This is a genomic window from Brevundimonas sp. AVps4, assembly GCF_058681525.1.
In genome coordinates this window covers 2,285,333-2,298,149 of the sequence record NZ_CM178741.1, presented here as the reverse complement: position 1 = coordinate 2,298,149, position 12,817 = coordinate 2,285,333, and the positions used below count along the sequence as shown (strand labels likewise).

Sequence of the window (12,817 nt, the reverse complement as noted above, 5' to 3'; positions counted from 1 at the left end):
GCGCCGGCGACGGGGCCGCCCCTTCTTTTATGCGTCAGTCCTTCCAGCGCTCCCTAGGGGCCGAGGCGCCGGGGGTGACAGGGGCGCCGGCGGCGCGGTGGCCGTCGCGGCCTGTCTGTACGTTCTGGCGGGAATCCGGCGCCAGGGACGGGTCCAGGTGGGCGCCCGCACAGCCCGTGCCGAAGTTCGAGCCGACACAGTCCGCCGGACCGACGACTCCGACCCCGCCGGACAGGGGACGGCGCGTCGCCTCCCACTCCGCCAGACGGCGCGCCCCCTCGCGGGCGAAGCGGGCGTCGCGCTCGGGGTTGCCCGAGCCGGTGATGGGCGCCGCGTTCTCGGCCCTTCGGGCGAACTCATTGCGGCAATGCTGACGTTCCATCTCGTTCAGCAGATCGGGCGAGGCGCAGCCGGGCAGGCCCTGGCGCAGGGTGCGGGCCATGGCCCCGCTGCGGTTTGAAGGATCGACCCGCCAGACGTCGGCCGGCGGCGGCGCGCCCGGCGGCGTCGGGGCGGCGAGGCGGGGACGCAGGGGAGCAGGGCGGGGAACGGCCTGGGCCTCCGCAGCGGGAGGTCGAACCGACGGGGAAGACGAGGCTGTCGGAGCCGCTGCGGGCTCGACGTCCGGCGCGGCCCTGGCGGGGGCGCGAGGGCGTTCGTCGGGCAGCAGGGGGCGGGGCTCAATGTCCAGATAGATCGGCGGCGGCTCGGCGGCGAAGTCTTCCCCGTCGATCCCCAGCGCCGTGACGGACAGGGCGGCGATCAGGGCGATGTTGATGGCGGCGGCCAACGCGGCCAGACCCGCCTTGCGCCAGTCGGGACGCTGGAACGGTGGACGAGGCTGGGCGGACACGCTCATTGGCGGCGCTTTCTGAGGTTGGGCAGGACGCCGTCGCGTGTGGAGAATAGCTCAACGCTGATGTTGACCCCTTCGCAACCGGCCACGGGATTGGGACTTTCGCAAGGCGGGTCGCCCCGCGACGGCTCAGCGCGCTTCGCCTCCCACGCCGCCAGGCGTCTGGCGCCCTGGCGCGCGAAGACCGCGTCCCGTTCGGCGTCGCTCGAGCCGGCGATGGAACGGACCTCCTGGCCCAGGCGCATCCACCGGTCCTCGCATCGACGACGTCCTTCGACGGACAGACGATGCGGCGCGTCGCAGGACGCGAAACTATCGCTGGGACGCCCGACGCCGGTCGTGACGCGCCAGCCTTCATCGATGGGCGCGTCGGCCGCGACGGAAACCCCAGCCTCCTTCGTCTGGTTGGAGGTCGTGGGCGAAACGGCGGCTGGACGTTCAACAGGAGAGGGCGCACGGCCGAGCCTGCGAGACGTCCGAACGGACCGATCCCTCGGCAAGGAGGCGCGTGGCTCGATATCGAGATACAAAACCGGTTCGACAGCCCGTGAGCGCGGCGTCCGCTCTCGCCGGTGCTCCATCGACAGCAGGGCTATGACCAGGACGTTGACGCTGAGAGCGGCGGCGGTCGCGCCCGCCCAGCCGATCCTGCCCGTCGCCCCCATCTCCGTCCCCCGACCGTTCAAAGCAAAGCTCGACCGCAAGGGTGGCTGGATTCAGGCGCTGGTTTGACTTGTTCGCGTCATGGCTGTGTGGTGGGGTTTCTGGGGGGAGGCGGTCCCCCGTCCCCAATGCGGGCGACGGGTATGACCGCCGGACCCTGTCAGGGCTGTCTCCCTGTTTCGAGCGGACCTAGGGAGGCGCAGACCGCAACGGAATGCGCGCTTGAGCCCCCGCCGCCTTGACCTTTCCCCCCATCGCGCGTAGAAGCCGCCCACTTTCGAGGCGTGGCCGGTTCGCCGGTCGCTGAGATCGTGACAATCGAACGGACGGGCTGTGCCCGCCGGAACGCCCAAAGCGTGCGTTCCGGCTTTTCTGTTTGGGTCGTCGCGCACTCAGTCTCGATGACACCCGGGCGGGGGAATGGTCCCTCGTTCACAGAAGAAGGCGCGGGGCGCCTCGGTCGAAAGACACACGCCCCCCATAGAAGTCGAGACCTGTCTCAATGCCTACGATCAACCAGCTGATCCGCAAGCCGCGCAAGCCCAAGCCCACCCGCAACAAGGTGCCGGCTCTGGAGGGTTCGCCCCAGCGTCGCGGCGTCTGCACCCGCGTCTACACCACGACCCCGAAGAAGCCGAACTCGGCTCTGCGTAAGGTCGCCAAGGTCCGTCTGGCCAAGAACGGCTATGAAGCCGTGTGCTACATCCCCGGCGAAGGCCACAACCTGCAGGAACACTCTGTTGTTCTGATCCGCGGCGGCCGCGTGAAGGACTTGCCCGGCGTTCGCTACCACATCCTGCGCGGCGTGCTCGACACGCAAGGCGTCAAGGACCGCAAGCAGCGCCGTTCGCACTACGGCGCCAAGCGTCCGAAGTAAGCCGTTCGCTTCCGGGCCGTCGCGCCCGGAGGCCTTTTCGAGATCTTCCCGGCGCCGGCCGGGCCCCAAGAGGAATAACCCATGTCGCGTCGTCACCGCGCCCAGAAACGTGAAGTCCTGCCGGATCCCAAGTTCGGCGACCTGGTCGTCACCAAGTTCATGAACTACGTCATGTACGAAGGTAAGAAGGCCGTCGCCGAGAACATCGTCTACGGCGCCTTCGATATCCTGGCCGAGAAGAAGAAGGACCAGACCGCGGTCGAGACCTTCCACTCCGCCCTGGACAACGTCGCCCCGGCGGTCGAAGTCCGCTCGCGTCGCGTCGGCGGCGCCACCTATCAGGTGCCGGTCGAGGTTCGTCCCGACCGTCGTCGCGCCCTGGCCATCCGCTGGCTGGTCAACGCCGCCCGCAAGCGCGGCGAGAACACCATGACCGAGAAGCTGGCCGCCGAGCTGCTGGACGCCTCGAACAACCGCGGCACCGCGGTCAAGAAGCGCGAAGACACCCACAAGATGGCCGAGGCGAACCGCGCCTTCAGCCATTACCGCTGGTAAATGTCTTAAAACCGTCTCCCTTTCGAAGGTATGGGGCGGTTCCTATCTAAGACTATCCGGCGCGGGCGGTTTCAGCTAAATCGCCCGCGCCGTCATATCCGACATTTCGAAGGGCGCATCTGCGTCCGAAGCCCTCAAGGGACGCTCTAATGCCCCGCACGCATAAAATCGAAGACTACCGCAACTTCGGCATCATGGCCCACATCGACGCGGGCAAGACGACGACGACCGAGCGGATCCTGTACTACACGGGCAAGTCGCATAAGATCGGCGAAGTCCACGACGGCGCCGCCACCATGGACTGGATGGACCAGGAGCAGGAGCGCGGCATCACCATCACGTCGGCCGCGACGACCGCGTTCTGGAAAGAAAAGCGCCTCAACATCATCGACACCCCCGGCCACGTGGACTTCACCATCGAGGTCGAGCGTTCGCTGCGCGTCCTCGACGGCGCCGTGACCGTTCTGGACGGCAACGCCGGCGTCGAACCGCAGACCGAAACCGTCTGGCGCCAGGCCGACAAGTACCGCGTGCCGCGCATCGTCTTCGTCAACAAGATGGACAAGATCGGCGCCGACTTCGACAAGTCGGTCGAGTCGATTCGCGACCGTCTGGGCGCCAAGGCCGTGCCGATCCAGTTCCCGATCGGCGCCGAGTCGGCTCTGAAGGGCCTGGTGGACCTGGTCCGCATGAAGGCGGTTGTCTGGGACAATGACGGGCTGGGCGCGTCGTACGAAGATCAAGAGATCCCCGCCGACCTGATGGACAAGGCCGTCGAGGCCCGTCAGTACCTGATCGACAACGCCGTCGAATTGGACGATGAGGCCATGGAAGCCTACCTCGAAGGCAACGAGCCTTCGGAAGAGACCATCAAGAAGTGCATCCGTAAGGCCGTTCTGACCGGCGCCTTCTACCCGATCCTCTGCGGCTCGGCCTTCAAGAACAAGGGCGTGCAGACCCTGCTGGACGCCGTCGTCGACTATCTGCCGTCGCCGGTGGACATCCCCCCGACCAAGGGCATCGACTACAAGACCGAGGCCGAGGTCGAGCGCAAGGCGTCCGACGACGAGCCCCTGTCGGTTCTGGCGTTCAAGATCATGGACGATCCCTTCGTCGGCTCGCTGACCTTCTGCCGCCTGTATTCCGGCAAGATGGAAACCGGCATGGGCCTCTTGAACTCGACCCGCGACAAGAAGGAACGCGTCGGCCGCATGCTGCTGATGCACTCCAACAACCGCGAGGACATCAAGGAAGCCTACGCCGGCGACATCGTCGCCCTGGCCGGCCTGAAGGACACCCGCACCGGCGACACCCTGTGCGACCCGATCAAGTCGCCGGTCATCCTGGAGCGGATGGAATTCCCGGCCCCGGTGATCGAGATCGCCGTCGAGCCCAAGTCCAAGGCCGACCAGGAGAAGCTGGGCGTCGCCCTGGCCAAGCTGGCCTCGGAAGACCCGTCCTTCACCGTCTCGACCGACCACGAGTCGGGCCAGACGATCCTGAAGGGCATGGGCGAGCTGCACCTTGACATCAAGATCGACATCCTGAAGCGCACCTATAAGGTCGAGGCCAATATCGGCGCGCCGCAGGTGGCCTATCGCGAGTCCATCAGCCGCAAGGCCGAGATCGACTACACCCACAAGAAGCAGACCGGCGGTACGGGCCAGTTCGCCCGCGTCAAACTGGTGTTCGAGCCGGGCGAGCCGGGTACGGACTTCGTCTTCGAATCCGCCATCGTCGGCGGCGCGGTGCCCAAGGAATATATCCCGGGCGTCGAAAAGGGCCTGAAGTCCGCCAAGGACAACGGCCTGCTGGCCGGCTTCCCGGTCATCGACGTCAAGGCCACCCTGGTGGACGGCGCCTTCCACGACGTCGACTCCTCGGTCCTGGCGTTCGAAATCGCCGCTCGCGCCGCCTTCAAGGAGCTGCGCGAGAAGGGCGGACCCAAGCTGCTGGAGCCGATCATGGCCGTTGAGGTCGTGACCCCGGAAGAGTATCTGGGTTCGGTCATCGGCGACCTGAACGGCCGTCGCGGCATGATCCAGGGTCAGGACATGCGCGGCAACGCCACTGTCGTGAACGCCTTCGTGCCGCTGGCCAACATGTTCGGCTATGTGAACACGCTGCGCGGCATGTCGCAGGGGCGCGCCCAGTTCACCATGCAGTACGACCACTATGAGCCGGTGCCGCAGCACGTCGCCGACGAAGTGATCAAGAAGTACGCCTAAGCTTTTCCTTTCGGAAAAGCGCACCTAAAAGCGCCCGGTCCCAAACCGGGCGCCCTTAACCCCCAGACTGCAGGAACCCCCGGTTCGGGGACCTAGGAGCTAGAGAATGGCCAAGGAAAAGTTCGAACGCACGAAGCCGCACTGCAACATCGGCACGATCGGTCACGTTGACCACGGCAAGACGACGCTGACGGCGGCGATCACGATGACGCTGGCGAAGGCCGGCGGCGCCAAGGCGATGAACTACGCCGACATCGACGCCGCGCCGGAAGAGAAGGCGCGCGGCATCACGATCAACACGGCGCACGTGGAATATGAGACGGCGAACCGTCACTATGCGCACGTCGACTGCCCCGGCCACGCCGACTATGTGAAGAACATGATCACCGGCGCGGCGCAGATGGACGGCGCGATCCTGGTGGTTTCGGCCGCGGACGGCCCGATGCCGCAGACGCGCGAGCACATCCTGCTGGCCCGTCAGGTCGGCGTGCCGGCCCTGGTGGTCTTCATGAACAAGGTCGATCTGGTCGACGACGAAGAGCTGCTGGAGCTGGTCGAGATGGAGGTGCGCGAGCTCTTGAGCTCGTACCAGTTCCCGGGCGACGAGATCCCGATCACCAAGGGTTCGGCCAAGGCCGCGACCGACGGCGTGAACCCGGAGATCGGCGAGCAGCGCATCCTGGCCCTGATGGAAACCGTCGACAGCTACATCCCGCAGCCGGAACGTCCGGTGGACCTGCCGTTCCTGATGCCGGTGGAAGACGTCTTCTCGATCTCGGGCCGCGGCACCGTGGTGACCGGCCGCGTCGAAAAGGGCGTGATCAAGGTCGGTGAAGAAGTCGAGATCGTCGGCATCCGTCCGGTCCAGAAGACGACCTGCACGGGCGTCGAAATGTTCCGCAAGCTGCTGGACCAGGGTCAGGCGGGCGACAACGTCGGCGTTCTGCTGCGCGGCACCAAGCGTGAAGACGTCGAGCGCGGTCAGGTTCTGTGCAAGCCGGGTTCGATCACCCCGCACACCAAGTTCGTGGCCGAGGCCTACATCCTGACCAAGGAAGAGGGCGGCCGTCACACCCCGTTCTTCACCAACTATCGTCCGCAGTTCTACTTCCGCACGACCGACGTGACCGGCATCGTGAAGCTGAAGGAAGGCGTCGAAATGATCATGCCCGGCGACAACGCCGAGCTGAACGTCGAACTGATCACCCCGATCGCCATGGACCAGGGCCTGCGCTTCGCCATCCGTGAAGGCGGCCGCACCGTCGGCGCCGGCGTCGTGGCCAAGATCGTCGAGTAAGCCTCTAGGTGCGCTAACGCGCGCGACGCGGTCGTTCGCTTCTTGAGCCCTTCGACCTCAAGTGGCGAGCCTCCGCGAGGCGAGCGTAGGCTACAAAAAGAACGGCCCCCGGAGAAATCCGGGGGCCGTTTAGCTTTGGGCGACTGTCTTACGCGCGGCGGATCCCACGCCGCCTTGAGGTTGAGGCGCCCCCTTCCTGATCCCTCGTTTTGAGTGAGAGTCCGTTTCATCAAGGAGACGGACGTGAAGAAGAGCAGGTTCAACGAAGCGCAGATCATAGGCGTGCTGCGCGAGCAGGAGGCCGGAAGCCCGACGGCGGAGGTATGCCGAAGGCACGGGATCAGCGAGCAGACCTTCTATCGGTGGAAGGCGAAGTACAGCGGCATGAGCGTGTCGGACGCCACGAAGCTGAAGGCGCTGGAAGACGAGAACCGGCGGCTGAAGAAGCTGCTGGCGGAGTCGATGCTGGACGTGTCGGCGCTGAAGGATCTTCTGGGAAAAAACTGATCGGGCCTGCAGCGCGCAGAGCGGCCGTGCTTCGTCTGATGGCGGAGCGCGGCTTCTCCCAGAAGCGCGCCTGCGGGCTGGTTCAGATCGATCCGAAGACGGTGCGTCGCGAGCCTGAACAGGGCGATGTGGAGGTGCGCGAGCGCCTGCGCAGCCTGGCGGCTGAGCGCCGCCGGTTCGGCTACCGGCGCTTGGGCATTCTGTTGCAACGGGAGGGCCTCAGCATGAACAAGAAGCGGCTGTTCCGGCTCTATCGGGAGGAAGGCTTGGCGGTGCGACGGCGACGGGGCCGCAAGCGGGCCACCGGAACCCGTGCGCCCATGGCCCTGCCGGACGGCCCAAACCAGCGCTGGTCGCTGGACTTCGTGGCCGACAGTCTGTCGTGGGGCCGACGCTTCCGCATCCTGTGCATCGTGGACGACTTCACGCGCGAGGCCCTGGCTCTGGTGGTCGACACCTCGATCGGCGGCTCACGCATGGCGCGCGAGTTGGACCGGCTGATCGCCCGACGCGGGCGTCCGGCCATGATCGTCAGCGACAACGGGACCGAGATGACCAGCCGGGCCATCCTGGAATGGACCAACCGCACCGGCGTGGCCTGGCATTACATCGCGCCGGGCAAGCCGCAGCAGAATGGCTTCGTCGAAAGCTTCAACGGCAGGCTCCGCGACGAGTGTCTGAACGAGGAGGTCTTCGCCACCCTGGCCGAGGCCCGCGCCGTCATCGAGCGCTGGCGCATCGACTACAACCACGTCAGGCCGCACTCGGCGCACGGGGGACTGACCCCGGAGGCGGTGCGCCTGAACCCCGCGGCCGTTCGGCTGCGCAACTTGATCAGCTCCGCCGCACGGCCGCTCCCGTCGGCGAAGCAGATCGGCTATCAACCCCCTGGACTCTCATAATGATCGAGGGACCAGAGGGGGGCGCCTCACCTTCACTGACGGCGACCGCGGCTCGATGACGCGTGAGGAGATGCTGGTTCATGTCTCGCTGCACGCCGGCTATCACAGAGGCGAGATCGGCCGCCTTCTCACTCAAGCATCCGTCACGCCGCCCTGGGACACGCTTGCGGTGTATCTTCACCAGAACGAGCCCGCGCGGCGAGACAAGGGATTCAGTCAAGACGGGTCCGGCGCAGGCTGATCCTGGGCAGCATACCGAGCTGGAGACGAGCTGACGCCTTCGTTCTGAGAAGCGTTATCAATTAAGGGCTTGGGCGATTTGTCCATACGGAAGACATGGACAAGCCAGGCCGTCGGGCGCAAATAAACCGTCAGACACGCCATAAGCGAAAGAACGACTATCGTGTTCGACTATAAGGCCGCCTTTGAACGCTCGGTGGAGCAGGTGCGCAGCGAAGGCCGGTATCGTGTCTTCGCCGATCTGAAGCGGGTGAGCGGCGCCTTTCCCCAGGCGGTGCGCCGTCGGGAAGACGGGTCCGAACAGGACGTCGTGATCTGGTGCTCCAACGACTATCTGGGCATGGGCCAGCATCCGGACGTGCTGAAGGCCATGCAGGACGAGATCGCGGCGACCGGCGCGGGCGCCGGCGGCACGCGCAACATCTCGGGCACCACTCGCTCGGCTGTGGATCTGGAGACCGAACTGGCCCACTGGCATCAGAAGGAGGCGGCCCTGCTGTTCACCTCCGGCTACGTCGGCAATGAGGCGACCCTGTCGACCCTGCAGAAGATCCTGCCGGGCCTGATCATCTTCTCCGACGCCCTGAACCACGCCTCGATGATCGCCGGCATCCGTCACGGCGGGGGCGAGCGGCATGTGTTCCGCCACAACGATCTGGAGCATCTGGAGCAGCTCCTGGCCTCAGCCCCGGCCGAGGCGCCCAAGCTGATCGCCTTCGAAAGCGTCTATTCGATGGACGGCGACATCGCCGACCTGGCCGGCACCATCGCCCTGGCCCGGAAATACGGCGCCATGACCTATCTGGACGAGGTCCACGCCGTGGGCCTGTACGGCGCGACCGGCGCCGGCGTCGCAGAGCGGGACGGGGTCCTGGACCAGATCGACATCATCGAATGCACCCTGGGCAAGGCCGTGGGCGTCATGGGCGGCTATATCGCCGCCGACGCCGTGATCGTGGACGCCGTGCGCAGCTGGGCCTCGGGCTTCATCTTCACCACCAGCCTGCCGCCGGCCCTGACGGCGGGGGCCCTGGCCTCGGTGCGCCATCTGAAGGCCCATCCCGAACTGCGCGAACGCCATCAGGAACGCGCGGCGACCCTGAAGGCCCGTTTCGCCGCCGTCGGCATTCCGGTGATGGAGTCCGAGAGCCACATCGTCCCGGTTCATGTCGGTGATCCGGTCCACTGCAAGATGATCTCGGACATGCTGCTGGAAGACTTCGGCGTCTATGTTCAGCCGATCAACTATCCGACCGTGCCCAAGGGCACCGAGCGGCTGCGCTTCACGCCCTCGCCCAACCATACGGACGCGATGATGGATCATCTGGTCCAGGCGATGGACAAGCTCTTCTCCCACTGCAACGTGGCGCGCCGGCCCGTCGCCGCATGACGACCGGCGACGACCTCGGCGAGATCATCGTCGAGTTCGTCCGCAACGGTCCCTATGTCAAATGCTCGGCCATCCACGTCGCGACCGGCCGCGAGGTCAGCGCCATGGGACCTGTGAATGAGCCCAAGGCCGTCGAGCGGGTGGCGATCGCCAAGCTGAGGCGAGCGCTGGAGGCCGGCCGGGCGGAGAGGGGGCGATAGCGCCGCCGTTCTCGTGGCCCTATAGCGGCGGCATGCGCCCGACGCCCACCCTTCATACGCCCCGCTTCCTGATGCGGCCGTTGGTCCGCGAGGACGCGGCGGCGCTGTTTCCAACCCTCTCGCGCGACGACCAGTGTCTGTATATGTCGCGACCCGCCTTCCGTAGCGAGGCCGATCTGGCCGATTGGCTGGTCGATCCGACCTGGCCGGGCCGAAGCTGGACGGCGGTGGACCGCGAAACCGGCGCGGTCGCTGGACGCTACGTCGCCTTTCCAGGACGCGACGAGGGCGTTCTGGAGGTCGGCTATGTCACCGTCGTCGACCGCCAGGGGCAGGGCGTGGCGCGGGAGTGCATGACGGCCCTGGTGTCCCATCTCTTCACCGATCCGTCGTGCCGTCGGATCTATGCGGAGATCGATGCGGACAACCGGCCGTCCGCCGGCTTGGCCGAGCGCCTGGGCTTTTCCTTGGAAGGACGGTTGCGGGAGCATGAAACCACGCACAAGGGCCTGTGCGACATGCTGGTCTACGGCCTGCTGCGGCGTGAATGGGCGGCTGGGACACAAGATATTGTGGTTCGCTCCGCTGGGGACTAGATAGGCGGCCTTCTCAGATGCGGGGATTCCGACGTGACCGCCTTCACCCATGACGCCTATTTCACCAAGACCCTGGCCGACGCCGATCCGGACGTCTTCAAGGGCATTCAAGGGGAGTTGGGCCGGCAGAAGGAGCAGATCGAGCTGATCGCGTCCGAGAACATCGTCTCCCAGGCGGTGCTGGACGCCCAAGGCTCGGTTCTGACGAACAAATACGCCGAGGGGTATCCGGGGCGCCGCTACTACGGCGGCTGCGAATATGTGGACGTGACCGAGGATCTGGCGCGCGAACGGGCGAAAAAGCTGTTCGGCGCGGCCTTCGCCAACGTCCAACCCCACTCGGGCGCCCAGGCCAACCAGGCGGTCTTCTTTACGCTCTTGCAGCCCGGCGACACCTTTTTGGGCATGGACCTGGCCTGCGGCGGGCACCTGACCCACGGGTCGCCGGCGAACCAGTCGGGCAAGTGGTTCCGCCCGGTGACCTACAAGGTCACCGAAGACACCCATCTGATCGACTATGACCATGTGGCCGAAATGGCCGAGCGCGAGAAGCCCAAGCTGATCCTGGCCGGCGCCTCCGCCTACAGCCGCCACATCGACTTCAAGCGGTTCCGCGAGATCGCCGACAGCGTCGGCGCCTATCTGATGGTGGACATGGCCCACTACGCCGGCCTGGTGGCCGGGGGCGCCTATCCCGATCCGATCCCGCACGCCCACGTCGTGACCACGACGACGCACAAGACCCTGCGCGGGCCGCGCGGCGGCATGATCCTGTCCAACGACGTCGAACTGGGCAAGAAGATCAATTCGGCCGTCTTCCCCGGCCTGCAGGGCGGGCCGCTGGAGCATGTGATCGCGGCCAAGGCCGTGGCCTTCGGCGAGGCGCTGCAGCCCGAGTTCAAGCTGTACGCCCAGCAGGTGGTCAAGAACGCCCAGGCCCTGGCCGGCGTCCTGGTCGAGCGTGGCCTGGCCATCGTCTCGGGCGGCACCGACAGCCATCTGATGCTGGTCGATCTGCGGCCCAAGGGCGTGACCGGCAAGGCGACCGAGCATGAGCTTGAGAAGGCGCTGATGACCTGCAACAAGAACGGCGTGCCGTTCGACACGGCCCCCTTCACCGTCACCTCGGGCGTTCGCCTGGGCACGCCCGCCGGCACGACGCGGGGCTTCGGCGAGGACGAGTTCAAGCAGATCGGCCACTGGATCGCCGACGTCGTCTCCTCGATGAACGGCGGGGACGAGGCTGATCCGGCCGTGGTCGCGGGCGTGGCGGCCCAGGTGCGCGAACTGACGAACCGCTTCCCCATCTACGGATGATCTGACCGATGAAGTGCCCCTTCTGCGGTCATCAGGACACCCAGGTTAAGGACAGCCGGCCGTCGGACGACGGCTCGGCGATCCGACGGCGGCGGTCCTGTCCGAACTGCAACGGGCGCTTCACCACCTTCGAGCGGGTCCAGCTGCGCGAACTGGTGATTCTGAAACGCAACGGTCGGCGCACCCCGTTCGACCGGGACAAGCTGGAGCGGTCGCTGGGCGTGGCCCTGCGCAAACGCCCGGTCCAGGCCGAACAGGTCGAACAGATGGTCAATCGGATCGTCCGCCAGCTTGAAAGCCTGGGCGAGACCGAAATCGCTTCCAGCGTCGTCGGCGACTTCATTATGAAGGCGCTGAAGGGCGTGGATGAGGTGGCCTATGTCCGCTACGCCTCGGTCTATAAGGACTTTCGGCACACGGGCGACTTCGCCAAATTCCTGGGCGATGAAGGCTTTGAAGAGCCGTCCGGCAAGAGCTGATGCGCGTCACCCTGAAGCTGGCCACCTCGCTGGACGGCCGCATCGCCACGGCCTCGGGCGAAAGCCGCTGGATCACCGGCGAGGCGGCCCGGCTGGAAGGGCACAGGCTGCGGGCCGCCCATGACGCCATTCTGGTGGGGGTCGAGACCGTGCTCCACGACGACCCCGAACTGACGACCCGTCTGCCGGGCCGCAGCGTCGATCAGCCGCTGCGGGTGGTGTTGGACAGCCGGCTCAGAACCCCGGCGACGGCCAAACTGGCGGGGCCGAACAGTCTGATCCTGACCGCCGTCGCGCCCCGCCCGGTCGGAGGCGCGGAGGTGCGGCAGGTCGAGACACAGGACGGACGCCCCGCCGTGCCGGCCGTGCTCAAGGCGCTGAAGGCGGTCGGCGTCGCCTCGGTCCTGATCGAGGGCGGAGGCCAGGTGGCCGCCGCCTTTCTGCGCGCGGGGGCGGTGGATCGTCTGGAATGGTTCCGGGCGCCGATCCTGTTGGGCGGGGAGGGGCGGCCGTGCGTAGCCTCCCTGGCCCTTGCAAAGCTGGCCGAGGCCCCCAACTTCCGACGCCTGGATGTCCGGCCCGTCGGGAACGACCTGTGGGAAAGCTACGTCCGCATCTGACGGCGATCGGACAGATCGGACACTTTGGACACTGTTTTTCGGTGTCCGGATCGGACTGTTTCAGACGATCTGGACACATTAGATTGTATT

Annotated in this window: 14 protein-coding genes; 12 read left to right on the top strand and 2 right to left on the bottom strand. The window is 66.3% G+C overall.

Annotated elements, in window-relative coordinates; genetic code table 11:
- Positions 1–34: 34 nt before the first annotated feature.
- Both ACW178_RS11385 and ACW178_RS11380 read right to left on the bottom strand, forming a co-directional pair.
- Positions 35–859 carry a hypothetical protein gene (locus ACW178_RS11385; RefSeq protein ID WP_492024581.1) on the bottom strand — a complete coding sequence of 275 codons (825 nt, stop codon included), beginning with the start codon at positions 857–859 and terminating at the stop codon, positions 35–37.
- Positions 856–1,101 carry a hypothetical protein gene (locus tag ACW178_RS11380; protein ID WP_492024580.1) on the bottom strand — a complete coding sequence of 82 codons (246 nt, stop codon included), beginning with the start codon at positions 1,099–1,101 and terminating at the stop codon, positions 856–858. The genes ACW178_RS11385 and ACW178_RS11380 overlap by 4 nt, the downstream gene beginning before the upstream one ends.
- 920 nt (positions 1,102–2,021) lie before the next feature.
- On the opposite strand from ACW178_RS11380, the gene rpsL reads away from it, so the two are divergent.
- From rpsL to ACW178_RS11320, 12 genes are all read left to right on the top strand, one after another.
- Complete coding sequence (gene rpsL, locus ACW178_RS11375; protein WP_008260482.1) at positions 2,022–2,396, top strand: 30S ribosomal protein S12; 375 nt, start codon at positions 2,022–2,024, stop codon at positions 2,394–2,396.
- A gap of 81 nt (positions 2,397–2,477) precedes the next feature.
- A complete protein-coding gene (gene rpsG, locus ACW178_RS11370) occupies positions 2,478–2,951 on the top strand; it encodes a 30S ribosomal protein S7 (protein WP_054765982.1) in 474 nt (157 codons plus the stop codon).
- A 149-nt stretch (positions 2,952–3,100) separates the two neighbouring features.
- Entirely contained in the window at positions 3,101–5,179 is a 2,079-nt protein-coding gene (gene fusA, locus ACW178_RS11365) for an elongation factor G (RefSeq protein WP_152950525.1), read from the top strand.
- 106 nt (positions 5,180–5,285) lie between these two features.
- Positions 5,286–6,476: an elongation factor Tu gene (gene tuf / locus ACW178_RS11360; protein ID WP_183214793.1), complete on the top strand. Its 1,191-nt coding sequence runs from the start codon at positions 5,286–5,288 to the stop codon at positions 6,474–6,476.
- A 243-nt stretch (positions 6,477–6,719) separates the two neighbouring features.
- Positions 6,720–7,885, top strand: a protein-coding gene (locus ACW178_RS11355) for an IS3 family transposase (protein ID WP_191559183.1) whose coding sequence is annotated in 2 segments (ribosomal slippage) — positions 6,720–6,978 and positions 6,978–7,885 — 1,167 coding nt in all. Because the reading frame shifts where the segments join, the coding sequence is not laid out codon by codon here.
- Positions 7,886–7,940: 55 nt separating this feature from the next.
- Complete coding sequence (locus tag ACW178_RS11350) at positions 7,941–8,126, top strand: DinB family protein (RefSeq protein WP_492024579.1); 186 nt, start codon at positions 7,941–7,943, stop codon at positions 8,124–8,126.
- Positions 8,127–8,288: 162 nt separating this feature from the next.
- Positions 8,289–9,515, top strand: coding sequence for a 5-aminolevulinate synthase (gene hemA / locus ACW178_RS11345; protein WP_492024578.1), 1,227 nt, complete (start codon positions 8,289–8,291; stop codon positions 9,513–9,515).
- The gene (locus ACW178_RS11340; protein ID WP_287104076.1) at positions 9,512–9,715 is read left to right on the top strand and encodes a DUF6898 family protein; all 204 of its coding nucleotides are present in this window, start codon (positions 9,512–9,514) and stop codon (positions 9,713–9,715) included. The genes hemA and ACW178_RS11340 overlap by 4 nt, the downstream gene beginning before the upstream one ends.
- 32 nt (positions 9,716–9,747) lie before the next feature.
- Positions 9,748–10,311 (top strand): GNAT family N-acetyltransferase, encoded by a 564-nt coding sequence (locus ACW178_RS11335; RefSeq protein WP_054765976.1) that lies wholly within the window; start codon positions 9,748–9,750, stop codon positions 10,309–10,311.
- Positions 10,312–10,344: 33 nt separating this feature from the next.
- Complete coding sequence (gene glyA, locus ACW178_RS11330) at positions 10,345–11,628, top strand: serine hydroxymethyltransferase (protein ID WP_191554074.1); 1,284 nt, start codon at positions 10,345–10,347, stop codon at positions 11,626–11,628.
- Between the two features lie 8 nt (positions 11,629–11,636).
- Positions 11,637–12,107: a transcriptional regulator NrdR gene (nrdR, locus tag ACW178_RS11325; protein WP_191558567.1), complete on the top strand. Its 471-nt coding sequence runs from the start codon at positions 11,637–11,639 to the stop codon at positions 12,105–12,107.
- The gene (locus ACW178_RS11320) at positions 12,107–12,727 is read left to right on the top strand and encodes a RibD family protein (RefSeq protein WP_191558566.1); all 621 of its coding nucleotides are present in this window, start codon (positions 12,107–12,109) and stop codon (positions 12,725–12,727) included. The genes nrdR and ACW178_RS11320 overlap by 1 nt, the downstream gene beginning before the upstream one ends.
- The last annotated feature ends 90 nt before the right edge of the window (positions 12,728–12,817 follow it).

Coding starts and splice junctions, on each gene's coding strand:
- rpsL (WP_008260482.1), top strand. CDS start 2,022: ATGCCTACGATCAACCAGCTGATCCGCAAGCCGCGCAAGCCCAAGCCC.
- nrdR (WP_191558567.1), top strand. CDS start 11,637: ATGAAGTGCCCCTTCTGCGGTCATCAGGACACCCAGGTTAAGGACAGC.
- ACW178_RS11320 (WP_191558566.1), top strand. CDS start 12,107: ATGCGCGTCACCCTGAAGCTGGCCACCTCGCTGGACGGCCGCATCGCC.
- ACW178_RS11380 (WP_492024580.1), bottom strand. CDS start 1,101: ATGCGCCTGGGCCAGGAGGTCCGTTCCATCGCCGGCTCGAGCGACGCC.
- ACW178_RS11335 (WP_054765976.1), top strand. CDS start 9,748: ATGCGCCCGACGCCCACCCTTCATACGCCCCGCTTCCTGATGCGGCCG.
- ACW178_RS11340 (WP_287104076.1), top strand. CDS start 9,512: ATGACGACCGGCGACGACCTCGGCGAGATCATCGTCGAGTTCGTCCGC.
- ACW178_RS11350 (WP_492024579.1), top strand. CDS start 7,941: ATGACGCGTGAGGAGATGCTGGTTCATGTCTCGCTGCACGCCGGCTAT.
- fusA (WP_152950525.1), top strand. CDS start 3,101: ATGCCCCGCACGCATAAAATCGAAGACTACCGCAACTTCGGCATCATG.
- ACW178_RS11385 (WP_492024581.1), bottom strand. CDS start 859: ATGAGCGTGTCCGCCCAGCCTCGTCCACCGTTCCAGCGTCCCGACTGG.
- tuf (WP_183214793.1), top strand. CDS start 5,286: ATGGCCAAGGAAAAGTTCGAACGCACGAAGCCGCACTGCAACATCGGC.
- rpsG (WP_054765982.1), top strand. CDS start 2,478: ATGTCGCGTCGTCACCGCGCCCAGAAACGTGAAGTCCTGCCGGATCCC.